Source organism: Desulfuribacillus stibiiarsenatis (genome assembly GCF_001742305.1).
Taxonomy (GTDB): Bacteria; Bacillota; Bacilli; order Desulfuribacillales; family Desulfuribacillaceae; genus Desulfuribacillus_A; species Desulfuribacillus_A stibiiarsenatis.
Genome location: NZ_MJAT01000001.1, coordinates 25,801 through 52,055 on the forward strand (window position 1 = coordinate 25,801; position 26,255 = coordinate 52,055).

The 26,255-nt window shown below is 39.6% G+C and carries 22 protein-coding genes; 21 read left to right on the plus strand and 1 reads right to left on the minus strand.

Annotated features, from left to right (window positions below; translation table 11 throughout):
- Positions 1 to 111 precede the first annotated feature (111 nt).
- The 3 genes from BHU72_RS00085 (at position 112) to BHU72_RS00095 (ending at position 3,218) form a co-directional block, all read left to right on the plus strand.
- Entirely contained in the window at positions 112 to 1,170 is a 1,059-nt protein-coding gene (locus BHU72_RS00085; protein WP_069700589.1) for an LCP family protein, read from the plus strand.
- On the plus strand, positions 1,170 to 1,928 hold the full coding sequence (locus tag BHU72_RS00090) for a WecB/TagA/CpsF family glycosyltransferase (RefSeq protein WP_069700590.1): 759 nt from the start codon (positions 1,170 to 1,172) through the stop codon (positions 1,926 to 1,928). The genes BHU72_RS00085 and BHU72_RS00090 overlap by 1 nt, the downstream gene beginning before the upstream one ends.
- Positions 1,929 to 2,084: 156 nt before the next feature.
- On the plus strand, positions 2,085 to 3,218 hold the full coding sequence (locus tag BHU72_RS00095; protein WP_069700591.1) for a glycosyltransferase family 4 protein: 1,134 nt from the start codon (positions 2,085 to 2,087) through the stop codon (positions 3,216 to 3,218).
- Positions 3,219 to 3,295: 77 nt separating this feature from the next.
- Here BHU72_RS00095 and BHU72_RS00100 read toward each other — a convergent pair whose 3' ends face one another.
- Positions 3,296 to 4,528 carry a polysaccharide deacetylase family protein gene (locus BHU72_RS00100; RefSeq protein ID WP_069700592.1) on the minus strand — a complete coding sequence of 411 codons (1,233 nt, stop codon included), beginning with the start codon at positions 4,526 to 4,528 and terminating at the stop codon, positions 3,296 to 3,298.
- 310 nt (positions 4,529 to 4,838) lie between these two features.
- On the opposite strand from BHU72_RS00100, the gene BHU72_RS00105 reads away from it, so the two are divergent.
- From BHU72_RS00105 to BHU72_RS00190, 18 genes are all read left to right on the plus strand, one after another.
- The gene (locus BHU72_RS00105; RefSeq protein WP_245671816.1) at positions 4,839 to 9,428 is read left to right on the plus strand and encodes a glutamate synthase-related protein; all 4,590 of its coding nucleotides are present in this window, start codon (positions 4,839 to 4,841) and stop codon (positions 9,426 to 9,428) included.
- A 258-nt stretch (positions 9,429 to 9,686) separates the two neighbouring features.
- A complete protein-coding gene (locus tag BHU72_RS00110) occupies positions 9,687 to 11,543 on the plus strand; it encodes a hypothetical protein (protein WP_069700594.1) in 1,857 nt (618 codons plus the stop codon).
- A gap of 263 nt (positions 11,544 to 11,806) precedes the next feature.
- Positions 11,807 to 12,988, plus strand: a complete 1,182-nt coding sequence (locus tag BHU72_RS00115; protein ID WP_301553451.1) for a sensor histidine kinase — start codon at positions 11,807 to 11,809, stop codon at positions 12,986 to 12,988.
- A 20-nt stretch (positions 12,989 to 13,008) separates the two neighbouring features.
- On the plus strand, positions 13,009 to 13,695 hold the full coding sequence (locus BHU72_RS00120; RefSeq protein WP_069700595.1) for a response regulator transcription factor: 687 nt from the start codon (positions 13,009 to 13,011) through the stop codon (positions 13,693 to 13,695).
- Positions 13,696 to 13,780: 85 nt separating this feature from the next.
- Entirely contained in the window at positions 13,781 to 14,656 is an 876-nt protein-coding gene (locus BHU72_RS00125; protein WP_218076062.1) for a DegV family protein, read from the plus strand.
- Positions 14,649 to 16,352: a DEAD/DEAH box helicase gene (locus BHU72_RS00130; protein WP_069700597.1), complete on the plus strand. Its 1,704-nt coding sequence runs from the start codon at positions 14,649 to 14,651 to the stop codon at positions 16,350 to 16,352. The genes BHU72_RS00125 and BHU72_RS00130 overlap by 8 nt, the downstream gene beginning before the upstream one ends.
- 119 nt (positions 16,353 to 16,471) lie before the next feature.
- Positions 16,472 to 17,347 carry a ComF family protein gene (locus tag BHU72_RS00135; protein ID WP_069700598.1) on the plus strand — a complete coding sequence of 292 codons (876 nt, stop codon included), beginning with the start codon at positions 16,472 to 16,474 and terminating at the stop codon, positions 17,345 to 17,347.
- A gap of 240 nt (positions 17,348 to 17,587) precedes the next feature.
- Complete coding sequence (locus tag BHU72_RS00140; protein WP_069700599.1) at positions 17,588 to 18,001, plus strand: TIGR03826 family flagellar region protein; 414 nt, start codon at positions 17,588 to 17,590, stop codon at positions 17,999 to 18,001.
- Between the two features lie 146 nt (positions 18,002 to 18,147).
- Entirely contained in the window at positions 18,148 to 18,429 is a 282-nt protein-coding gene (gene flgM / locus BHU72_RS00145) for a flagellar biosynthesis anti-sigma factor FlgM (RefSeq protein ID WP_069700600.1), read from the plus strand.
- 44 nt (positions 18,430 to 18,473) lie between these two features.
- Positions 18,474 to 18,974, plus strand: coding sequence for a flagellar protein FlgN (locus tag BHU72_RS00150; protein WP_069700601.1), 501 nt, complete (start codon positions 18,474 to 18,476; stop codon positions 18,972 to 18,974).
- Between the two features lie 96 nt (positions 18,975 to 19,070).
- A complete protein-coding gene (gene flgK, locus BHU72_RS00155) occupies positions 19,071 to 20,639 on the plus strand; it encodes a flagellar hook-associated protein FlgK (protein ID WP_069700602.1) in 1,569 nt (522 codons plus the stop codon).
- 30 nt (positions 20,640 to 20,669) lie between these two features.
- Positions 20,670 to 21,611 carry a flagellar hook-associated protein FlgL gene (gene flgL / locus BHU72_RS00160; RefSeq protein ID WP_069700603.1) on the plus strand — a complete coding sequence of 314 codons (942 nt, stop codon included), beginning with the start codon at positions 20,670 to 20,672 and terminating at the stop codon, positions 21,609 to 21,611.
- A gap of 121 nt (positions 21,612 to 21,732) precedes the next feature.
- The gene (locus BHU72_RS00165; RefSeq protein ID WP_069700604.1) at positions 21,733 to 22,305 is read left to right on the plus strand and encodes a DUF6470 family protein; all 573 of its coding nucleotides are present in this window, start codon (positions 21,733 to 21,735) and stop codon (positions 22,303 to 22,305) included.
- A gap of 262 nt (positions 22,306 to 22,567) precedes the next feature.
- Positions 22,568 to 23,047 (plus strand): flagellar assembly protein FliW, encoded by a 480-nt coding sequence (fliW, locus tag BHU72_RS00170; protein WP_069700605.1) that lies wholly within the window; start codon positions 22,568 to 22,570, stop codon positions 23,045 to 23,047.
- A 3-nt stretch (positions 23,048 to 23,050) separates the two neighbouring features.
- Positions 23,051 to 23,266, plus strand: coding sequence for a carbon storage regulator CsrA (gene csrA, locus BHU72_RS00175; protein WP_069700606.1), 216 nt, complete (start codon positions 23,051 to 23,053; stop codon positions 23,264 to 23,266).
- Positions 23,267 to 23,519: 253 nt separating this feature from the next.
- The gene (locus tag BHU72_RS00180; RefSeq protein ID WP_069700607.1) at positions 23,520 to 24,356 is read left to right on the plus strand and encodes a flagellin N-terminal helical domain-containing protein; all 837 of its coding nucleotides are present in this window, start codon (positions 23,520 to 23,522) and stop codon (positions 24,354 to 24,356) included.
- Positions 24,357 to 24,453: 97 nt separating this feature from the next.
- Positions 24,454 to 24,813 carry a DUF8042 domain-containing protein gene (locus BHU72_RS00185; RefSeq protein WP_069700608.1) on the plus strand — a complete coding sequence of 120 codons (360 nt, stop codon included), beginning with the start codon at positions 24,454 to 24,456 and terminating at the stop codon, positions 24,811 to 24,813.
- Positions 24,814 to 24,830: 17 nt separating this feature from the next.
- Entirely contained in the window at positions 24,831 to 26,240 is a 1,410-nt protein-coding gene (locus tag BHU72_RS00190; protein ID WP_069700609.1) for a motility associated factor glycosyltransferase family protein, read from the plus strand.
- Positions 26,241 to 26,255 lie beyond the last annotated feature (15 nt).

The window sequence follows — 26,255 nt, forward strand, 5'->3', positions numbered from 1 at the left end:
TCTAAATTTCGATAAAATAGTATAGGCTTTAAATATGATGTAGAATTGTGTAATCCGCAATGATAATGAAGACTTAGTTTTAACATCAATGAATGAGGGGAAACAACTGAGATGACGAGAAAGCGTATGCATAAAAAAACAAGGACTGCCCTCATTGTAATTACAGTGATTGCGGTTACGATTGTAGTAAGTGCTGTATTGGGCGTGAGTGTGCTAAAGGGATTTATGAAAGACAGTTATAAACCTCTGCCAGGTTCTACAGAAACACCAGAACAAGCAGCGAAAGATGCGAAGAAGAATTTAGACTCTTTTACCATATTGTTATTAGGAGTGGACTCGCGAGAAGGTGAGCGAGGTGCTCGCTCAGATACTGTAATTTTGGCAACGGTCAATCCGCATTTAGAAGAAGTCATGCTATTGTCATTGCCACGTGATACGTATGTCAATATCCCGAAGTATGGGAATACGAAATTAAATCATGCGATGGCTTATGGTGATGTGCCACTCGTGAAGGAAACGATTGAGAATTTCCTATCTATAAAAATTGATCATTACATGACGATAGACTTTGAAGGTTTTCGGGAAGCTATCGATGTCCTTGGTGGCATTAATATAGATGTGCCTAAGAATATGCGATATTATGATCCGACAGATGGTACGAATATCAATTTAAAAAAAGGCTATCAGCTACTCGATGGGAAAAATGCGTTGGACTATGTAAGGTTTAGAGCGGATGCAGAAGCAGACTATGGCCGCATGCGTAGACAACAGGAGTTCATTCGAGCGATTGCGGAGAAAGCCACAGAATTCACATCTGTGACTCGTGTTATACCATTTATTGAGAAGGTTACTAGCGGTGTAAAGACGGATATCTATCCGACAAAGATGGAGTTATTAATCCGTAAGTTCTTCGGAGTGCGTGGAGATGCGATTCAATCGTTTGCGCTAGAAAGCCGTAGCTATATTGGCAACGATGGCATATGGTATGTAGATATCACGAAGCAAGAGCGTGAACGTATTCGTACTACACTAACTGAATTCAAAAAAATGAAGACAAAACCTGCACCTCTTCAAGAGGAACTATCAGATAAAGATACAGCAGATAATCAAAGTACTAAAAATCAGAGCAATCAAAGCAATAAAAAAGCAGGAGTGGAGGGGTCACGATAATGGATCGGACCAATTCATCAGCCATTGCACCGGCAGTTCCAACGGTCGATATCCTGGGGATTCCATTCTCTACAATGACATTGGAAGAGACTGTACAGTATTGCCAAACGATGATTGAATCAGGGCAACCACATCACATGGTCACTGCCAATCCAGAGATTGTGATGATGGCTCAAGAGAATCAGGAATTTCGTAACATTATTAAAAAAGCGCAGCTAATCACTTGCGATGGTACTGGGGTTGTCTGGGCAACACAATACACCGAATTCCCTGCACAGGAGAGAGTTACTGGCTATGATGTTACACTGCGATTATTCGATTTGTGCGAAAGGGACGGGTACTCCGTATATTTCGTTGGCGCCAAGCCTGCAGTGATTGAGAGAGCAGTAGTAAATGTTCAAAAAAAATGGCCAAAACTAACGATAGCAGGGTATCATCATGGGTATTTCGGGCCTGGTGATGAAGAGAAAATCTGTGATGAAATTATGGAAAAGAAACCATCCATTTTGTTTGTCGCATTAGGCGCACCGAATCAAGAGTTTTGGATTTCTAAATACAAAGAATTGTTGAATGTGCCATTGGCAATCGGTGTAGGTGGGAGCTTCGATGTGATATCTGGAACCGTTAACCGTGCACCTATGTTATGGCAGAAACTAAGGATCGAATGGCTATACCGCTTGATTCAACAGCCATCTCGATGGCGAAGAATGTTATTGCTACCAAAGTTCATGATTGCTGTTTGGAAGGCCAAAAAATAGTACTAGTTTTTTACAAAAAACGTGTTATGATAGTATGGAATGTAAACAAGACGTCAACATATGATTAAGAGAATGATAGTATAGTTAAGCAAATAACGATAGATAAAGACTTATCATTAGAAAAAAATAGAGACAAAACGGGGAAGGAATTACTGGATGAATACACTTTTTGCTTATGCGGGCCTGTTTTTGATGGCTATTAGTATTGCGTTAATAGCTACGCCGCTTGTGAAAAAGCTAGCGATTTTAGTAGGCGCAGTCGATCAGCCGGATCCAAGAAAAGTGCATACAAAAATCATGCCTCGTATGGGTGGTTTAGCGGTTTATATCGCTTTCATGGTGACATTAGCATTTGAACTTAAATTTAATATTATAAATATTAATAGTGTGCTACTAAATACTACACAGTTTTACGGATTTTTACTGGGTGGCACGATTATCATAATCATTGGATTGATTGATGATCGCTACCAGATTTCTGCGAAATATAAGTTCCTAGGACAGATTATTGCTGCGGGCGTTGTCATGTATGCAGGGATTAAGGTTCAATTTATCACCTTGCCGTTTGAAGGAACATTTGAATTTGGATGGTTTAGTATTCCGTTTACGTTGTTATGGATTATCGGGGTTACGAACGCGCTGAACCTCATTGATGGGTTAGACGGTCTAGCAGCGGGCGTTGCATCGATTGCCTTGGCAACGGTAACGATTATCGGATTTGCTATGGGGAACACAGTCGTTGCATTTATGGCGCTACTGTTATTAGGTAGTACCCTTGGATTCTTACGCTATAACTTCTTTCCAGCGAAGATTTTTATGGGTGATACAGGGGCCTTATTCTTAGGTTATAACCTAGCGATTTTCTCCATTCTTGGATTTAAGCATGTAACGTTGGTATCATTTATTATTCCAATTTTAATTCTTGGTGTGCCGATTGCCGATACACTTTTTGCGATATTACGTAGATATTTATCGAAGCAACCGATTAGTATTGCAGATAAGAACCACCTTCATCACTGTCTATTGAAAAAGGGTTGGTCGCATCGTACGACTGTACTGATTATTTATGGAATTAGTATCTTCTTTAGTCTTACGGCGATTATATTCTCGCAAGCAGAAGTGTGGGTAGCCTTTACGGTACTCGGAGTATTATTCGTAATCACAGCGATTGGTGCCGAAAGCATCAATATCCTGAATACAAGACGTCAGCCAATTATTCATTTTATTGAAGATTTGGTGAAATACGCAGACACGAAGCAAAGTTTAGACAAGCAGAATTTAAAAGGTTAGTTTAAAATCTTAATTCCAAATCTTATTTACAGATGTTAACTCCAAATATAATAATTAAACCCTAAAAGTGATTGCTTTTAGGGTTTTTTATCGTCATGTTGAGTTTGAAATAACGAATCTATCATATTCATCATTTTCGTAGCATCAATTGTTGGGTCTCCCACGTTGACTCTTGGGATCTCTTGTTGTACCGTTGCACGAGTTACAAGTGTTGCTTGGTTTGTAAACATATATTCGACTCCGGCCTTTTCTGCCATACGGATAACATTCATGTTGTACACACCAAAAGGATACGATAACCCATTGGCACGATGAGGTTTGAGTTGATTTTCTAGATATGTTTTTCCAAGCGATACATCATGGTAGATACGGTCTAGGTATTCTTTTTCCGTTTCGATACGACCCAATTCGCGGCGATAAACACGTCCTGCCAAGGCGCTAATTCGCTTGTTGTTCACGCCTAACTCGTAAGAGTGTGTATCAAAGGTGTGAGACTGCACTTGAAATAACGGGTGACGGTTAATGGTGCGATATTCTTCCCAGCTTGCATGAGGAAAAGCGAGTTTCTCTGGTGTAGGTTCTTTCGCGCGTTTCGTGTATCCAACGATAATAAAGAAGGTTGCTGGGATCCGCTTATCCTTTAACGCAGGGTAAGCATAAGTGAAGTCGCTCTGATAACCATCGTCGAAAGTAATGTGGTAGCCTTGCTTTGGCAAGGTTTTTAGAAACGAAAGACTATCATTGGCCCATAAATCCTGTTGCGTCGATAATTGATAGGATTGGTTTTCAGGAATCGAAGACAGTAAATGGCGCATTTCATTGGCTACCTTAATAAATTGCGTGAGTTGCTCATAAGTGATTGGCGCATAGGGGCTCTTTTCCAAGGCAATCAACTGTTCTTGAAAATGCTTAGGAGTAATTGACACTGGATTGTTAACTACGTTCGGGTCAATATGGTGATACGTCAAAACCACAAATGAAATTTCACTTAAGAGTGCATGCAATTGGTCTAATATAGGATGGCTAAAATGTGTTTCCGCACCAGTATCATAGGCGCTATTTTTTGGTACTTGATCAATGGCAAGTTCGTTATTTTCTAGTAAGCTTGGGTTTTCTCCAGCTATATTCTCTACATCGGCGTCCGCCTGTTCTTCCACAGATGGCGCTACATTTGTTACAGTCTGTTGTGATACCAACTCAGTTTGCAATGCCTGCCATAAGATATATCCCATTAGGCTAATTGCGAGTACTGAGAAAATTATCAGAAACGATAGGATACTTGTATAAAAAACAGATTTCTTCTCTGCCATAAAATTACTCCCTCATGGTGTTACTACTTCTGTATATTGCATTCATTTCAATCTACAATTCAGTCATTTGAATTCAATGCACATAGGTTCATAAATAGTTCGACATATGATTGCACTATTCCTGCATGTACCTTGTAATTCCTGTAGAAATCACTAGCATTCACTATTGTTTTTATCGCGTGATGGATGTATAATTAATAACTATTCATGTAAAAAGAATGCATATTTATCAGATGACAGGTATATTCCGTTAGCTAATTTTTTTGCACTTATGCGGTGTTTTCTGAATCGAATGGGGAGGAATTTCTTAATGGCTAAAGAGCATGATAGTTGTGGAATTTTCGCAACAGTAGAGAAGGATGGTCAACCGAAACGCCATAATATTGACCGTACCATTGAATCCTTGATCAAAATGGAGCACCGTGCTGGATTTATTGATGGCGAAGGTGACGGTTGTGGGATACTAACAGATATTCCTCGTAAAATATGGTCGAACTTCTTAGAGGCAAATGAACGTGATCCAAAGATTGCGAATCATGAAGCTTTTTTTGTAGCGCACATTTTAATCCCTAAATCATTAGGAGAACACGGTGACTGGGTGAAGAACCAAATCCGCACCTTCCTTTATGACGCAGGAATCAAGGTGTATGTCGACATGATTGGTAACGTCGTTCCAGAAGCCCTAGGGCCTATGGCAAGAATGGAAGAGCCGGAGTTTTGGCAACTCGGTTGTCAGATTCGTAAGGCAGGCATGTCAGCCTATGAAATGGACAAGCTGTTGTTTGACTTAATGGTACGAATTGAAAACCTTACACCTACGCATGTAGCTTCCATGAGTCGTTATTCTGTCATTTATAAAGTTATGGGAGCAGCAAGTGTTTTACCGGAATATTACCCAGATCTTAAAAATCCTGATTTCGCCAGTGCTGTAACGATTGGGCATAACCGTTACTCTACCAATACGTTATCAACGTTTGAAAGAGTACAGCCTTTTTCCCTTTTAGGACACAATGGTGAATTAAATACGATTAGCCGTTTGCGTCAAGAAGCGAAAATGCTTGGCATTCCGTTGATTCAAGATGCAAGTGACTCACAAGATTTAAACCGTACGATAGAGGCTTTAATTAATACAACTGACATCTCTCTTTTCGAAGCGATGGAATTGGTATTTCCGCCAATTGCCTATGAAATTAAGAGGTTTTCACCAAAGTTACAAAGCTTATATTCTTACTACCGTCAAATCCTAGGGCCGTTTGCTCAAGGACCTGCAGGTATCGTATCAAGACATCGCAATCAATGTGTATTTGCGGTAGACGCATTAGGTCTGCGTCCACTGTGGTATATTGATGCGGAAGATGCGTACTTCTTCAGCTCTGAACAAGGTGTTATTCCATTAGAAAGTGTTGTTAGTGAACCAGCACCATTAGCACCTGGTGAGAAGGTAGCGATTGAAATTCAATATGAAGACGCGAGCCTTCAAGCAACTGGCGTAAATCTATATCGCTACCACGATTTCCAACAAAAAGTGTATGATTTAGCACGTGAAAAATGTAATTTCGACGAGTATCATAGATATGTGAATTTCGCTGCGGAAAGAAACTATTTAGAAACGGATGAGCAAATTGTTCAAGCCTTAAGTAGTCGTTCGATTGAGTTCGCAGACCACTCCGATAGCCAGAAGCTTATGGAAGCGTTTGGTTGGGATGTTGACGACATTGAGCTCGCGAATCAAATGCAATTGACAGGTACAGAAGCCGTTCGTTCGATGGGCTTTGACGGTCCACTGGCTGCTTTGTCCCGTGAGAAGCAAAACCTTTCTGACTATATGAAAGAAAGCGTTGCTGTCGTTACGAACCCTGCCATTGACCGTGAGCGTGAGATGGAGCATTTCTCCACTCGTGTCATTCTTGGACAACGCCCAATACTCAATAACCAAGTATCGTCCGACTTCAAGCGTATTGAAATTCGTACTCCAATCCTATTAGGCGGCGAACGTAAAGGACATCCAATTGAACGGGAACAGTATCGCCAAATTGCAGAAAAGCTTAGCACGTATATGATTGAGGATTTAATCTTGGAGTTTCCCAATGATAAAGCGAAGGTCATTTCCTCTACCTACTCAGGACAAGAGTCGATGCGTGATGGTATGCGCAGAATCCGTCAAGAGGCAGTGGAAGCTGTTGAGAATGGTGCAGAGCTGTTAATCTTTGATGATTGCGAAGCCTTTAAAAATAATAAAAAGTGGATTGATCCACTAGTGATTGTATCTGCAGTAGATATTCAATTAAAGCGACACTTCGACTCTGAAGGTGTCAACCTACGTAGAAAATGTAGTATCATTTTGCGCTCTGGTGGAATCCGTAACCTTCATGACTTCATGATGGCAATGGGACTTGGCGCTGATGCAATTAACCCATACCTGTTATTAGAGTTCGTAGGCTTAGAAGAACCGAGAAAATCGATTCGAAATTTATATAACGGTTTGCAAAAAGGGATTGAGAAGGTTATCTCTACCTTGGGAATCCATGAATTGCGTGGATATGCACGCCTATTCTCCAGTGTGGGTCTAAAACCAGAAATCGTAAGATATTTAGATATTCGTAACTTTGCTGGTTCTGAGAAAGCCGGTTTAGGCTGGTCAGAATTAGAAAAAGACATGGAAGCGCGTTGTGCTGCATTCCAAGCACAAGATAAGCCGAAACTTGCGAAGACAAGCCGCTATTATCCAAAGATCTGGAAAGTTGCTGCTCAGGCGGCTCGCGGCGAAGGTTCTTATAGTGCTTACCTTGAGAAGTTAAAAGAGCTGGAAATCAATCATCCAATTAGCGTTCGCCACACTTGGGATTTAAAAATCAAACATGATGGCGAAGTTTCTACGGATAGTATTGATATCAGTGTGGGTAAGCATCGTCTTCCGTTTGTCATCAGTTCTATGTCCTTTGGTTCGCAGAACGAAATTGCGTTCCGTGCGTATGCAGAGGCTGCTGACCGTCTAGATATGATTTCTTTAAACGGTGAAGGTGGAGAAATCCCTGATATGTTAGGGAAATACCGTAAGACTCGTGGAAAGCAAATCGCTTCTGGTCGTTTCGGTGTGAATATTAACTTGATGAATTCCTCTGATTTAATAGAGATTAAGATAGGACAGGGTGCTAAGCCTGGGGAAGGTGGACATCTACCTGGTTCGAAGGTATCGGAAAAGGTTGCGATTGCGCGTAACGCTACACCTGGCGTTGACTTAATTTCACCGTCGAATAACCATGACATCTATTCGATTGAAGATTTAGCACAAATTATCGAAGAAGTAAAAGTTGCCAATAACGAAGCAAAAGTAATTATCAAGGTTCCTGTTGTTCCGAACATTGGAACGATTGCTGTAGGTATAGCGAAAGCGGGAGCAGATATCATTAAAGTCAGTGGTTATGATGGTGGTACAGGTGCTGCGCGTGCCCATGCCCTTCGTCATGTTGGATTACCAACGGAGATTGGTGTGAAATACGCCCATGATGCACTCTTAGATGCAGGCCTTCGCCAGCGTGTTGAGATTTGGGCTGATGGTGGTCTGAAAAGCGGTGTAGACGTCATTAAGATGATGCTGCTTGGGGCTGACCGTGCAGGGTTTGGTACGATGGCAATGGTAGCAGTCGGTTGCACTAGCTGCCGCGGTTGTCATAAAGGGACTTGCCATGTAGGGATCACGACCCAAATCGAAACTGTCGAAGAAGCACAACGCAAAGGGTTAAAGCATTTCCAACCAAGAGATTACAACGAGGCTGTATCAGGGTTATGTACATTATTTGAGTACCTAGGTATGGAAGTGAAAGAGCTTACAGCTCGCTTAGGATTTAAAAATGTCAAGGATTTAGTCGGTCGTTGCGACTTATTAACACAGACTCGTGAACTTGATTGCATCGATACTTCGGAATTCTTGAAGCCATATACTATTGATAAAGCGCGTGGTGAACTTCTTCAAAACGTGTCTGTTAATTGGTACAAGAGCACAACATTACTGAATGAGCTTACGAAGAAAATTGCGAAGCAAGTGACGCAATCAGCACTCAATGGAGAAACAAGTGTCGTCATGAACTATGGATTAATTCCTAGTGAGGAGCGTTGCATTGGAACCCGCTTAGCAGGAGCAATCGCTAGAGGGAACTACGATAACCGTTTCAAAAACCTTGAAGGTACAGAGCTGAACTTCGCCAATGGTACAATCCTTGGAAATGGTGTTGCGGCGTTCAATCAGAATAAAGTATCTATTTTCACAGAGGGTGGAGCCCAAGATGGTGTTGGTAAAATGGCGTTCGGTGGGAAAGTCATTATCCTTAAAGGTAAGAACAAGTTCGGAAAGCGCGTCGGTGGATCTGTAGGGAAAGGTTTCGCTTATGGGGCGCAATCAGGACTGTTCATTGTGCAAGGGGATGCAGATTCGCGTGCTGGCATTCGTTTATCTGGTGCTGATGTCGTAATCGCTGGTCAAATCTCTAAGAAAATTGACGATAGCCTTGGTGTCATTGGTAGTCGTGCAAATATTAAAGGATTTGCCTTTGAATACATGACGAATGGTCGTGCGATTGTTATGGGCGATCCAGGTCCATGGATTTGCTCTGGTATGACGGGTGGAGTCGTTTACATTAAGTTAAATCCAGAAATGGGTCTTGATGAAGCGGCAATCCAAGCGAGAATTGCACGCGGTGCTAAGGTTGCATTATCGAAGCTAGATGAAAAAGGCGTACGTGATGTGGAACAGCTTTTATCCACATACAAGGAAGTATTGATTAAGAGCGGCCAAGAGGAAGAAGCTAGAGAAATTGAAGAAATTCTTGAAGAATGCGAAGGACGTTTCGTACAGGTCTTCCCTAAATCTCAACAAGCCGACCAAAACCACGCAACAGAGTAATACCAATCGTATACTAAGGTTACTGCATTATCAAAGGAGAGCGCATGCTCTCCTTTTTGCTATTTGTTCGTTTTTTTCTATACTATGCAATTTAGAAATTCATTTATCTCACTGGCGAACTAATACTACCTCTAAGTTTTCTTTATTTTTCTAAGGAGTTGTGAGAGAATAATATAGATAAAATTATAGATAAAAATATAGATGATGTAATACTGAAAAACACCAACCAGAGAACAAAAATCGTGGAGGAACAGAAGAGTGAAAGATGTTAATAGCAACTCATTTCAATCAAATAATGCCTTAATCATTGCAGTTATAAGTATTGTTGCTATTCTTGGTATTGCAATATACATAACAGATTTTTTCGCTCAAAATGAAGAACAATTGATTCAAGAACCAATTGTAAAGGAGATTGAAGTAAAGGATACCATAGAACTAGAGGTGGAATCCGAACGAGCGGTTCTTTGGCAATTGCCACAATCGCTACAAGGCAAATTCGTTTTTCGATTGGCACTACCTTCGGACTCGAAATACCGTATAGTTGCTGATTCAGTAACAGTTTCGGAAGAACAACTGATGACTTCATACCGTTACCCAATCTCGATTGTCAATGGCAATCCGTTGTTTCAAGAAAAAGATATAATCGTTAAGATGGATGTGCATTTGCGCCATACGAGTAATGGAGATGTTACATATTTTATTTCAGCACAAAAAACTACCTCAACGGAAATACGAGGTATAGAAGAACTATCGCAAGAATTGAATCTTACCTGGCAAGTCCATGAGACAATTGACCATATGAGAAATAACGACGAAACCGTCGATATGTATTATATTCATTATGACCAAGTGATTAATAACGCTGCAAGTAAATGGCGCGTCATAGACAATGTGGCTTCTGCTAGTGTTTTTACGAATTCTCAGGTGCGGGTTGAATTGCCTAAAGCTGCCGTATATACAGAGCGTGTACGTATTGGTCTTGTGGATATATTTTCAACCCTTCCACATCATGTGTTCGTAGAACATTACGAGAGATCACCTATAAACTGGCTTATTTTAGAAGATGGAAAACGGGTTTGGAATGCACCACTCCCGATTTATGCAGAGGGTGATGAAAACTTCCATACAGAGCATTGGGGTATGGTATCTAGCGACATACTAGTGACGGAAATTGCCAGTATTGGAGAGGCGGAAGTTCAAGATTCGAATCTGCCAAGCTCTTTGATTGATATTCGAGTAGCAGACCTTGACCGTTTTCGTAAATTTCGTTGGGATGGGATTTACTATGAAGTTCCTAGTTCTTATGAACCATATCAGCCAAGGTCGTTCTGGAGAGTTCCAGCAGAACATATAGGACAACGATTTATTCGCTCGATTCACGAACAATTAGAAGAGCGTGGGTCGGAGTATGCAATCAGTTCTTATTTAGAGACAATGATGGTATTAAGTATGTATCACAACATAGCACAGCAAAATGAGGGTGGATTCTGGATAACATCACCTCGTTCTAACTGGTTATTTAAAGATTATGGAATTGACGCAGGTTTTTACGATACTAGATTTTCTACGGATGCAGCAGTCTTCCTTTTAGAAATGTATCAACAATACGGTACAGAGAAAGCCCTCGAAGCAGTCAATCGCTATCTAGACTTCTTACTTGCGTACGCCGTTGAATATTCTTTTGAGACTGAGAATAGTGGTCTACTAGTGCAGGATTATTTTCATCCGACCACTTCCCATGAACCTACACATGTTTCGCTGAATCATTTAGTGGCGGAGATGGAGTTTTTACTACTCTATCATCTTGCAACGTTGGAGAATGAATTTACCGTTGCGGAGGAAAGGCGCGCACAGATCTTGGATATTGCGTCTAGGATTCGCCAAGCTGTACATGATACGAACATGGACTGGGTCAAGGAGAATAATGATCTCTGGTATGCGTATCTGCCAAATGGGAAATACGGCCTTATGGACTACCCGCATTTAACACGCAATGACTTACGACGCTGTGTGAAAATTATCGAAGAGGTATGGGGCGAAGATGATCGCATCTTCCGCCAATTGATTCATTATAAGGAATTATATTTAAAAGAAAACAATTTACCTCTATGGTGAGTTGGGATATTCTTTGACTATTCTTTGACAAAAACGAATCAACGTAACGATAAAAATAAGGTTATTGCTATAGGCTAGAAGATGAATGATTGTATGAAACTTACGGTAAGCTAATATGTATAGGTCAAAATACCTACAAACTATATATTGGTAGATATTTAGAATCAGTACTTATTTTTCTGATATAGGACAGGCTGAGGAAGGATTTTACCCAGTTGATGTGGTATAGTATACAGTAACGCGATGGAAAGGTTCGTGATTCCGTGGTAGAAAAGAAAAAGAAAGAAAAAGAGAATCAAGCAACCGAGATTAATTTGAAAATGATTGATACAGTCATTAAAAAAACTATGGGTGCCATCGAAGAAAGCAAGAATCAGATTTATGAAATTGCTGAAGGTGCTCAAAAAGAAATGTTAAAACTGAAACAAGAGCTTACTCAAGTGCATCAAGAGGCATGTGAACTTGTAGATAAAGTCGATGAACTGGAGCGGGTATACCGTAAGTCGCGCAATCATTTAGCTCATGTGAGTAAGAATTTCCGCAATTATTCTGAGGAAGATATTAAGCGAGCGTATGAAGACGCGAATAACCATCAAATTGAACTCATGCTATCTCGTGAGAAAGAACAGCGCTTGCGTTTGCGACGCGATGAGTTACAAATTCGTCTGAAGAATCTTGGAGACACCGTTTCCAAAGCTGAAACGTTTATCACGCAAGTCGGTGCAGTCCTCGGCTATTTAACTGGAGATTTAGCGAACATCAGTGATTTCTTAGAAACGGCTCAACAGAAGCAGATGATGGGAATTCGAGTCATTCAATCACAGGAAGAAGAGAGAAAACGTGTTGCGCGTGAAATCCATGATGGGCCTGCGCAGCTTTTAGCTAATGTGGTACTACGTTCAGAAATTTGTGAGCGACTGCTAGATCGTGATATAGAGCAAGCACGGAAAGAATTGCATGAATTGAAGGATGCGGTACGAAGTAGCTTGGCAGAAGTCCGCAAAATCATATTTGACTTGCGCCCGATGGCGCTAGATGACTTAGGACTCATTCCGACCTTGCGCAAATACCTCATACAGTTTGAGGAGAGAAACGGCGTCGCTACGGATATGAAAGTCTATGGAAAAGAAGAGAAACTTGAGTCTGCGGTAGTCATAGCTGCATTCCGATTGATTCAAGAATGTCTAAATAACACAGCAAAACATGCGTATGCTAAGAATGTGAATTTGAAAATTGAGTTCCGAAAGGACAAGCTGGCGATGATTATTGCCGATGATGGAATGGGTTTTAAAGTAGAAGAAGCTTTAAGAGCTGGAACAGATAGCTTCGGGATAATCGGCATGCGAGAACGTATCGATTTGTTGCAGGGTACGATGGAATATGATACAGACGTTGGAAAAGGTACGAAAGTATACTTTCAGATACCAATCCACCCGGTAGAGTAGAATAGAAGGAGGAGATATAGATGATTCGTTTATACATTGCAGATGATCATGTCCTATTTCGTGAAGGGCTTGTCAGAATCTTTGAACTAGAAGAAAAAATAGAGGTAGTCGGTCAAGCCGCTGATGGGGAGCAAGCGATTCGTGAAGTAATGAGTATCCAACCGGAAGTCGTGTTGATGGACATTAACATGCCTAAGGTTACAGGCGTAGAAGCAACAAAAAAAATTAAAGAACAATTCCCTGAAGTGAAAATCATTATTTTATCGATTCATGACGACGAATCGTATATCTTTGAAACGATTCGAGCAGGAGCATCTGGATATTTATTAAAAGATGTAGAGGGTCGCGTATTACTGGATGCGATTACACATGTGGCAAACGGAGGGTCATTTATCCATCCGCGAGTTACTTCGAAAGTCCTTAAGGAATTTGCTCGTTTGAGCGAAGAAGCTGAATATAACCAAGAATTCTCTCGTACAGATGATGTACTGCAAGGCAGAGACTGGGAAGATCTATTGACTCATCGTGAGCAAGAGATCCTTACCTTAATGGCTCGCGGAATGTCCAATCGCGATGTCAGTGAAGCGTTGTTCATCAGCGAGAAAACAGTGAAAAACCATGTCAGCAACATCTTCCAAAAGATGCAAGTCCGCGATCGTACACAAGCAGTTATACAAGCCATCAAACAAGGTTGGGTTAAGGTATAATTGTGTTATGTGAAGCATATAAGAACACTAGTATAAGATTGTAGTGTAGATAGAAATATCTAAAGTTTGGAAAGTGTAAGACTGATTGAAGGGATGGGTTCATATGTTTGGACTTGTAACAGATAGTACGGCAACCTTGTCTGAGGAAGAACAAAGCTTTAGCCAGGCAGCCATAGTGCCATTATCTATTTTATTAGAAGGTCAATCGTTCCGTGAAGGAATCGACATCACCAATCATGAATTTTACGATAGGATTCAGAAGACGAAAGATATTCCGAAGACATCCCAGCCTGCCGTTGGAGATTTTATACAAGCATATAATGGCTTAAAAGAAAAAGGGATTTCAGAAATTTTATCGATTCATATTTCTACTGGAATCAGTGGCACATTGAATTCAGCAAAAGCTGCCGCGGAGCAGATTAAGGATTTGACTGTCCATTTCCTTGATACGAAGAGCCTTTCACGACCGATTGGACATTTAGTCATGAAGGCAGCGAATTTGCGCGAACAAGGCAAGTCGATAGAAGAAGTAAAGTCAACATTGCAGGAAATCATTGATTCGATTCGTGTATATTGTTCTGTAGGTGACTTAGAGTTCCTACATAAAGGCGGTCGAGTGAGTGGAGTCGCATATTTTCTAGGATCGCTATTGAATATCTGTCCAATTGTGTTTGTGAACAAAGAAGGCGTAATTGTTGCACATGAGAAGGTGCGTACATTTAAAAAAGCTTTAGATAAATTGGCAAGTTATGTGGAACAGGCAATATCTGAGGAGAAACGCCCAAATCTTCCACTAGTGAACATCCTTCATGCTGCTAACGAAAAGGATGCTTTGTCATTACAGAATATAATCCTAGAAAAATTCCCTAGCATTCGCACGGAAGTCCGTAGCTTGACGCCAGTGATTGGCTCTCACACTGGTATGGGTACCATCGGTCTAGCGATTTTGTTCGATGAATAGAAGCCCCTATCTCGTTCGTTGTGAAGATTTAGTTCGGAATCAAGGAAGTATTGAGACTAAAGTAGTTGCTCTTGCAACTGATAATGGGACGATGAAAGATTTAGAAATGACATTGGGTGATTCCGATATGTTGTTACTGAAAAAGAAAGTTCTTGGAATTCTAGGTGCGCGAAGACTGACACTACCTGAACTCGTCACTTCGATTCACCACGAAACGCAAGAAATGTTGCAAGGAAACCATGAGCCCATCTATCAAGTGCTAAATTTCTTGCATAAGCAAAATCACATAATCATTCAACCTGCCATTCAACAAGACAATAATGGCAGGTTTTTTTGTGGCCGCTGTCTTCAATTTACTCATATCATCATGCAACAATGTGGGGCCTGTGGAGAGCCCTGTCCTGTATGTACCGCCTGTGCTGTTTATGGGGAAACACGGGGTTGTATACCTCTGATTGCAGCACACAAGCGGAGCGCTCAGGAAGTGTTTAAGGGTGAACGACAAAACGGAGAACTACGCGAAGAACAAAGCAATCCGCTTTACCCGCATCCATTATCCGACCTTCAGGTTACGGCTAGCAAACGAATTGCGACCATTGTTGAAAACGGAAAGAGTGGATTACTATGGGCGGTCTGTGGGGCTGGGAAGACGGAGTTGATTTTTGAGACAATTGCAGAAGAGAGAATAAAAGGGAAGAAAGTCCTTGTTACTACCCCGCGAAAAGACGTGGTCTTTGAACTATTTCCGAGATTTCAAGCCGCTTTCCCTAGCGATGTAGTACACGCAGTGTTTGGTGGTAGCCAGGACAAGCATAAAGCTGCAGATATTACGATTGCCACAACACATCAACTGATTCGATATGTTGACGATGCTTTTGACCTAGTCATCATCGATGAAACGGATGCTTTTCCCTATGCTGGCGACCCGGTGCTCTATCAGCATGCGCATCGACTAGGAAGGCAATTTGTATATATGACAGCTACACCTAATCAAGACTTGATTCATCAAGTGGAGAAAGGGCAGTTAGCTTTGGTTACGTTATTTCAACGTCACCATCAGCAACCTTTGCCAGTTCCGACTTGGGTCCGTTGCACTAGCTATGAAGCAAATATTTTGTGCACGAATATCAAGGGTATGATTCGTAATGTACTTCAAATATTACAGTACAATTCAAAGAACCGACAAATACAGGATGCAACTAATAGTGCATCTCAGCATAGAGTGCCTCGCCTCTCAAGGGACTTTATAAAAGTATTAGAACAACTACCGTGCGAAGGCGTAGTGATGTTTTTCGTCCCTTCGATAGCAAAAGGCAAATGGTTACACAGCCAATTAAGTCTGTATATAACTTCTGAGCAGTTGTCAATCGAGCTTACATTTGTATATGCCAGTGATCCGGAGCGAGTAGAGAAAATCAGTGATCTTCGTAATGAACGATATCAATGGATAATTTGTACAACGATTTTGGAGCGTGGCGTAACAATACCGAATTCCCATGTAGTTGTAATCGATGCGGAACATAAGGTATTCACGAAATCGACATTAATACAAATCGCCGGTCGAGTAGGAAGGACTGTAACTCACCCTAACGGCAATGTGATTTTTATGGGCAAGTATTTGCATAGACCAATTCAAAACGCAATTGATGAGATTCAAGGGATCAATAAAGCGGCTGCTACACTGAGGACTAGATAAATTATGATGACTCTGAGTTCAACTGAGTTCTGTGAGATATCACAAATTAGGAACATAATGGATCTAGGTGGAATGATCTAAGTTCTATATCGATTTTAATGCTATAGTGGAGGTTGGATATGGGAACTTTAAAAGATTGGTTACAAGTGAGTTTGGATCTGTTATTTAACGTACCACCAGATTGCTCCCTATGTTCAGGAAAAATCTCATCAAATCATTTTCTTGAATACCCGATCGATTCACTATCTACAATTATCAATGGGCATAAAGAAAACTTAAAAATAGGGAAACAAGATTTACTGTATATTGCGAGGATTGAAGCAGATTTGAAGAATAAGGTCTGTCGCGAGTGTACTACACAGATTCCTATTATCTGCGGTTCTTATTGTGAGGTCTGCGGGCGCAAGACGGATCAACATATATGTAATGACTGCAAGGGTAATGGAGAACGGAATTTCATATATTCCAGGGCCGCTACCCAATACTCTGAATTTATGCAGCAGATGATTCATCTTTGGAAATATCGAGGGAATCGCCAAGTGGGGATTTTTTTAGAATCATTAATAAGTCATGCGTACCGAAGATACTTTCATAGCATACCCATTGATAAGATTGTTCCAGTTCCACTACATAGGAATCGCTTGGCAGAACGAGGATTTAATCAAGCGGAATATTTAGCGAATGCTGTTTCGAAATGTAGTGGGATTCCGGTATGCACTCATTTACAGAGAGTTGAAGAAACGGAGAAGCAGAGCAAAAAAACGAAACAAGATCGCGCCCGCTCTTTGGCTGATGCCTTTCGTTATATTGAGTATATTAGTGATGATCGATGTAGTGATGATAATGTATTTAGTTCTGATAAAGAGGATTTAAAGAATCAAAAAATTCTTATCATAGACGATATCTATACAACTGGGACAACGATAGACTCTTGTGCCAAAGTATTGCGTGACGCTGGAGCGTCAGAGGTGTATGCGTTAGTTCTATCGCGATAAAGATGAAGAGTGCCGCCAAGCTTTACCCACAAGGGGTACAGGCGAAATAAGTGCAACTAAACTTCAGGTAGAGTAAAAACTCCATCTGAACTAAGTTTTCTTTATTTTCAATCCCTAGGATAAGTGATATAATAGCCATAGTTCGATTCGGCATTATTGATTGATATTTCTACATGATTCTATTCAGAGCTTGAAGATATTAGTATGTAAGGCATAAAAATGATAGGGGAGCTGACTTTCATGGCACTTTCTAATTGTCCACGTTGTGGAAGATTATTTGATAACACATTTAAAGATATATGCCAACAATGCACCCATGAAGAGGAACAGTATTACCAGAAAGTAAGAAAGTATGTGAAGGAACACAAAGATTGCACAATTCATGAGGCAAGCGAAGCAACGGATGTGCCAGTCAAGTTGATTACTCGTTTTATTAAACAAGGTCGTATTAATCTGAAGAATAACCCGAATATGCTGTACCCATGTGAAGGATGTGGTGCTTTTATTGCAGCTGGTAGATTTTGCAATAGCTGTATGACAGACTTACAAAAAGGACTATCAGAAGCTGGCAAAAAACCTGAACCTGAGCTTAAAAAGCCACGTGAAGGGGATAATAAGACTGGTTACCACTTCGATAGTTTTAAAAAGCGGTAAAGAAAGATTTCATGTTACATAAAAGTTTAAAATAAAAAGTGTAAACAATTAATGAAAAAAGCCGATATTACAAGTATAACTTGTATGTCGGTTTTTGTATTTTGTCGCAATAAGTAAGAAACCGATTGATGAAGGAGTGACGCATAATGAAAATTAACGATTTAGGCCGTGTGGGAGCAATCCAGGCATATCAAAAAGCAAATAAGGCGCAAGGAGCAAAGAAGGCTGAAGCTAAAAAGGATGAGCTTCAAATTTCAAAAGCTGGGCAAGAACTATTGCAAGTACAGAAAAGCGATATTTTAAATCCTTCTAGCCGTGCGGAAAAAGTAGAGCGATTGAAGGAACAGTATGAAAGTGGAACATACCAAGTGAATTCTAAAGTTGTCGCTGAGAAGATGCTTCAAGAAAATTCGTGGTTGTTGAAATAGTTTGATGTATCTCCAACCCGAAGGAACGGACAGGAGGTTTTTCTGTGAAATTTATTGAAAAATTTTATGAGATTTTGCGCGATCAACTAGCTCATCACGAAAAATTATTATCCCTAAGTCAAGAGAAGAAGACGATCCTTATTAGTGGTTCTTTAGCAGACTTAGAGAAAATTGTGAAAGAGGAGCACAAGTTGATTCAGGACGTTCGCTATATGGAGAAGGATCGCCATGCAATGGTCCTGCAATTAGCAGAATCTTTAAAGATTAGCCCTGACGATATTACTATTTCTTTTTTGACAAATGTAGTGCAAGATGAGGTTGTCAAACAAAGACTAGGGAAGATAAAATCGGATTTAGAAGAAGTTGTGCAAGAATTAGCAAAAATCAACGAGTTGAATGCAAAACTTTTACAGCAATCATTAGACTATATTCAAACAACTATTGAGGCAATTACAGAGGACCCGGACCAAGATTTAACATATTCTAAACCAGTAGCGAATAGTAGTCTGAAAAAAGGTAAGAGTGTATTTGATGCAAGAACATAGTAATTAATGGAACTTATATAATGCAAGGACGCCTCAATCTGCAAGGATGCAGACATTAGACGTAGTATAGACATAGATTGAGAGAGGTGTACTAGAGTGAGATCGACTTTTCATGGGCTTGAAGTAAGTAAACGCGGAATATTTGCACAGCAATCAGCCCTACATGTAACCGGGCATAATATTGCGAACGCGAATACAGAAGGCTATACACGACAAGTTGCCAATATGAGAACTTCACCAGCCATACCTTACACTGGGATGCAGATGAGTAAGAATCCTGGCTTATTAGGTACGGGTGTTGACGTTGCTGATATTCTAAGACTGCGCGAAGATTACTTAGATATGCAATTCCGTGGTGAGCAAAAGCATCTTGGTTACTGGGAAGCTAGAAAAGATACATTATCTAAAGTTGAAATGGTTCTTAATGAACCTTCCGATACAGGATTACAAGCAACACTTGATAAGTTTTGGACATCGTGGCAGGATTTAGCGAAAGAGCCTGAAGCTTCTTCTGCCCGTGCAGTAGTTCTCGAGCGTGCATACGCTTTGACAGAGACCCTTGGTGCTATTCGTACAGGTTTAGTAGAGCACCAGCGAGATATGAACTCGGTAATAGCGATTAAAACAACAGAAATCAACTCAATCACAACACAGTTACGAGACATAAATGACCAAATTGGACGTGTGGAACCGCATGGCTATAGAGCGAATGATCTTAAAGACCAACGCGATGTGTTAATTGATCAATTGTCACGATTAGTGAATGTTGATGCGGTTCAACCAGTGTTATTCCCAGATGGTAGAGATACTGGTATGGTTCGAGTTATGGTAGGGGATGTTGCAATCGTTGACGGACGTCAAAGGGCTGAAATGACAGTAGCCGAGAACGAGGAAACTGGCTTATTCGATGTGAATCTGGCTGGCGCCCCTGTTCGATTAAACCGTGGAGAATTACAAGGTTTACTAGAGTCTAGAGGAATTAGTACATTAAATGACCCGGAAGACCCAGAATCAGGGTATGGAGTGAATGGGATTCTACCTGATGTTCTTAGGCACTTGGATATTCTGGCAACAGAATTTGCTTCTCATATTAATGAAATTCATAGTACGGGATTAACCCTAGATGATATCAATAATGGTCGGACTTTAGCGGACGGCGATAAGCTGATGTTTTTTATTGATAAGGATCACTATAACCAAACAGGGGAGTATATTCAGCCGCGGAATGCAGGAAGTTTTATGGTGCATCCGCATATTCAAGGGAGTCTGGATAAGATTGCTGCAGGTAGAGAAGTGATTCAGGCAGATAATACTTCTAGTCCATCCTATGAGGGTGATGGCAGGAATGCAAGTGCAATAGCTTCTATTAAATTTAAGATTATCGCAGGTTTACCTGAAACTGCAACTTTTGATGATTTTTATAGAAACCTTATTGCTAGAATTGGTGTTCAGGCTACGGAAGCCGATCGCTTAATGAATAACTCACAAGTTCTCGCTGACCAAGTCGACAACCGTCGCCAATCAATATCAGGCGTTTCACTGGACGAAGAAATGGCCAACATGATTAAATTCCAACACGCATACAATGCATCAGCGCGTGCAATCACAAATATAGATGGCATGTTAGATACGATTATTAACAGAATGGGATTAGTAGGAAGATAATATGATCCTAAATAAGGTAGGTGAACGATAGTGCGCGTAACCCAATCAATGCTCAATACGAATATGCTTCGCAACTTAAATAAGAGTATGCGAGGAATGGATAGATATCAAGAAATGCTAGCATCAGGGAAGAAGGTCAATAAGCCTTCCGATGACCCTGTTTCAGCTGTGCGCTCGATGTACCACCGAACGTCGATTACTGAAATTGAGCAATTTCAACGCAATACAACGGAAGCGTTAAACTGGATGGAGCTTACAGATCAAACGCTTGATTCTGCAGTAAATGTGTTGCAAAGAGCACGGGAATTATTAGTGCGTGGAGCAACAGATACTATGGATGACGCATCGAAGCATGCGATAGCTCAAGAATTACGCCAATTGAAAGATCAGCTGGGGACGTTAGCGAATACTACGATTGGTGGTAGGTATATTTTTGCTGGGACAGATACGAAAACCGCACCCTATAATAATGCCGTTGTTGTCCCTCCAGGAGATCCATTATATAGTAAGATTCCTGGTTCATTTACGAATGAAAACCTAGCGGAGATAAAAATTGAAATGGGAAAAGAAATTTTCTTGCCAGTAAATATGCCTGGGGTAATACTATTTGGAGATTCCAGTGTACCAGGTGATGATCGAGAAAGTATCTTCCGAGTATTAGATGACATTGTTCTAGCTTTAGAAGGGGACTCGAATGAAGATATTAGCGGTTTCATATCAAATCTAGAACAAAATCTTGATCATATTATCTCTAAGCGTTCAGAATTAGGTGCTAAGATTAATCGTATTCAGCTTGTTCAACACCGTTTAGTTGACAGTCATTACAGTTCGACGCAACTCCTTTCTGATGCAGAAGATGCTGATATCCCGAAAGTAATTACGAATCTTAAGAATCAAGAAAATGTGCACCGTGCGGCACTTTCGACAGGCGCTAGAATTATTCAGCCATCGTTAATGGACTTTTTAAGATAAATTTTTAATGATTGTTGAAGGTATGCATTTCATATAATGTATATCTTTTTCTACATAACAGAAGATACTATTTTCATTGAGTATAAAGATTTTGCTTGCTAAGCACGATGGAGGTGGTTTGATGAACATCCCTATGATACAAATAACACAACAATCTGCTAAGTTACAAACAGAAACTGAGCAGGGTCACTTCCAAATGCAACAAAGACCCGCAGATATTCAGATTCATCAAAAACCCTCAAACCTGAACATGCATACAGAGCACGCTAAGATTTTTATTGATCAACGGCAAGCTTTTAGTGAAGTTGGATTAAAGCATATTTTCTCTAAAATAAAAGAGTATGCGGATAAAGGTAGAAGTCAAGCGCTGAGGGGAATCGCTAGAATTGCTCAAGACGGGGATCGTATGGCTGCTATTCATATTCAAAGCAACCCTTTTGCAGAATTTGCTAGGCGAGATCAGACGAAACGAGTGGACTATAATATTAAGTTTGCACCGAGCTTTGGTTCTGTAAAATTTAATTACCAACCAACAAAGACGCATTTTAACGTAGAGCCACATCAAATAAATACAGATGTGAATATTAATATGCCTGCAAGACAATATACACCTGGCAAGGTAAAATCTTATCTAGTGCAGAAAAACCAAATCCATTTCGATGTAGCGGGTACTAATGTGAACACGAATTTTTAAAAGAAAATTACTAAGGCATTCCAATCTAAGTGAGATAGGAATGCCATATTTTGTTTACATAAACAGAAACATATAATTGTAAAAAAGTGCTTGTATCTATGGTATAATACTAACTGTATATATTGTTATATTAGCAATCTTATATAAGAAATATTTTATTCGCAATCAAAATAAAGCTAGTATTGTATTTAATAAAAGTATCTCAATTTAGTGCGAAATATAATTCATAAAAATTTAGTTATACATTGAGAGGAGTATTTAGATGAAGGTACTGTCTACAAGACTAGGAGCACTAGAAATTGCACAAGATCAAATCATTACATTCCCAAAAGGAATTCCCGGGTTTGAAGAAGAGAAGGGGTTCGTGCTAATCCCTGCAGGACAGGATAATCCTTTTAATTTCCTACAATCTATTCAAGAAGCGGATTTATGTTTTATATTAACGGAACCTCATTTGTTTTTTAATGATTATGAGGTGGAAATCTCAGAAGAAATCCAAGAAGTACTATCGATTCAAAAAGCAGAAGACGTGCTTGTTTACTCCATCGTTACAATTAAAGATGATTTGCAGAAAGCTACAGCAAATCTCCAAGCGCCGGTAGTTATTAATATGAATAACAAACTTGCAAAGCAGTTTATTCTCAATGATCAACGTTTTACAACAAGACAACCATTGTTTCCTCAAAATGCATGTCCTCAAGTTGTTTCTAGTAAAGAAGCTGCATGTACGAAGGAGGACTAAAGGATGCTAGTATTGTCTCGTAAGAAAAACCAGTCGATTAAAATTGGAGATAACGTTGAAATTAGCATATTAGGGATTGATGGAGACGTTGTAAAAATAGGGATAGATGCTCCGAAAAGCGTCTCTATTCTTCGTAAGGAGTTAATAGATGAAGTTACAGCGGCAAACCGTGAATCTGTAAGTTCGATGGTTGATATTAAAGATTTTAAAATAAAATGATTAAAAACATACTTTGATATGCAAAATAGAGAAAACGAGAGATAAATGTGGTAATATCCATGTGGCACTGGAAAAACAGGGTTATTTAAGATTTAATAGAAACTCAGATAATCCGATAATAGAAACAAGAAAATAAAACAGGGAATTGAGGCGGCCGACTCATGAAACTGTTTTACCTTAAATTTTGCAGCAATGCTGCTAATAAAACATCAACCACATGGATGTGGGATGAAAACTCAAGGAGGAATTTACAATGAGAATTAATAACAACATTATGGCAATGAACTCGCACCGTAACTTAAGCATGAACAACGCTTCTGGTGCAAAATCAATGGAGAAATTATCATCTGGTTTCCGTATTAACCGTGCTGGTGACGATGCTGCTGGTCTTTCAATCTCTGAGAAAATGAGAGCTCAGGTTCGTGGATTAAACCAAGCGAGCCGTAACGCGCAAGACGGTATTTCTTTAATTCAAACTGCTGAAGGTGCATTGAACGAAACACATGCAATTCTTCAACGTATGAGAGAACTTGCTGTTCAATCTTCAAACGACACGAACGTAACTGCTGACCGTACAGCTCTTCAAAAGGAAGTAAATGAGCTAGCGAAAGAAATCAATCGTATCGCTGAGAACACTGAGTTTAACACTAGAGTACTATTGAGTGGTGCATCTGCATCTGCAGGATTAAAGATTCACATTGGAGCTAATCAAAGCCAAGAGTTAGAAATCAATATTAACGATATGACTGCAAATGCATTAGGTGTAAGTGGTACTGTAGCTGGTACTGGTATCAGCATTTCAGGTCAAACATCAGCGAGTGCGGCTATCGATACAATTAACTCTGCGATTACAACTGTATCTGAGGAAAGATCTAAGCTAGGGGCTCTTCAAAACCGCTTAGAGCACACAATTAAGAACTTAGACAATGCGTCTGAGAACTTACAAGCTGCAGAATCTCGTATTCGTGACGTAGATATGGCGAAAGAAATGATGAGCTTCACTAAGCAAAACATTCTTTCTCAAGCTGCAACTGCTATGTTAGCTCAAGCTAACCAAGCTCCGCAATCAGTACTTCAATTACTAGGATAATAGTAAAAAGTAAATACTAAGATTAGCCATAGGCTGACCAATTTGAAGTTGGTCAGCCTATATTTATACTATCAGAATGTAGAAGGGAATTGATTGTATGGATGTTAACAAGCAACTTATTGATGAAAGCATAGAAAGCTTTCGAGAATATCTGCCTAAACTCATTAAAGGTTCTGAACAAGTCTTAGAGTACTTCCAATCCCAACAAGATGGTGAAGCATTTTCGACGTTAGTTTACGTTATTGAAGGCTTGCAGTGGACGTTAGATTTAGTCTCTTTAATAAGTCCACATTTAGAAAGTAAAGGCATTATCATTGAAGAAAGTAGAATTACAGAAGTAATGAACGATTTTCACCAAGCATTGGAAAATCAGGATTTAGTTTTAATATCTGACATTTTAGAGTATGAAGTATTGGAAATACTAAGAGAGTGGTTAAATTCATTAAATAAACATTAGAAGATTATGGTGATAACATGTATTTAAATCAAAATTTAACACTTTTAAAAATGTATAAATCTAGATTACATGATCAGTTGTTAATTAGGGCAATTGGTATAAGTACAGAGATAGAGCTTGAAACAACAAGGACTAATGAAACAACAGCGAAAGTTGCTTTGTTAAATCGTAAAATTTATTTGCATAGCAAATATGATCCTATAAAAGAAGCAGAGAAGTTTGCGATAGAGAATTATAGCGAAGAATTTGACGGGTTTTTAGTCATAGGATTCGGGTTAGGCTATCACATTAAAGAGCTACAAAAGAAATTAAAAATAAACCAAAATATAGATATCATTGAGAGTAATATAGACATCTTACGAACAGCGTTTGATGCCAATAATTTAGAAGAATTGATTATTGATAAAAGAATTAATATTTACTATGAGAATAGTATTCAGGGATATACTTATCGCTGCAAAGAATTGCTTGGGAAAAAGAATACGAAAATCCTGATTCATAATCCTTCTTTACAAGCATTTCCTGATTTCTTAACGGATATTAAATATCTAATAGAAGAATATAGGATGAAAGAACAAACGGCAAGAAGTCATTCTGATTTATTAGAATATAATTTTCATCATAACATTAAAAAATTCGATTATCCTGTCGACAGTATGTTTAACCAGTTCAAGTGTTTACCTATAATTGTAGTGTCGGCGGGTCCGTCTTTAGATAAAAATAAGCATTTACTAAAACAATGTAAAAATAAAGCTATTGTTATAGTAGTTGGTCGAGCAGCTATAACAGTAGTTCAATCTGGTTTAGTACCCGATTTCATTGTAATTACGGAGCCAAAGCCAAAGTCTTTTTATCAAATTCGCTCTATAAAAGAAGCCCAGGATATTCCTGTCATTGCCTTATCGTCTGCTGATAAAGAAATATTTGATAGCTATCCTGGACTTAAACTAATTGCATTTCAAACGGGTTTTCAACCGGCAGAAGAATATGCACTAAACAACAATCGCAAAATCAATGATACTGGTGGATCGGTAGCTACAACAGCCTTAGACGTAGCACTTATGTTTGGTGGTAATCCTATTGTTTTTATGGGACAAGATTTGGCGTATACAGAAGGCAGAACACATACTGAAGGAACATGGCACAGAAAAGTTGAAGATTTGTCTAATATGAGAGAAGTTCAAGGATATTATGGAGAAAAAGTGTATACGACAAAAAACTTAAATATCTATCTTCGCTGGTTTGAAGATAAAATTTTGAGAAATCCCAATACTACGTTTATTAATGCGACTGAAGGTGGGGCTCGAATTAAAGGAACAATTCAAATGTCATTACAGGATGTAATAGACAAATTTATCATAAATAATAGTATTGATATAAAATCAATCGTTACAAAGGCTATTCAAAAGTATAATAAAGAGAAATAATAGATATTGGATGTG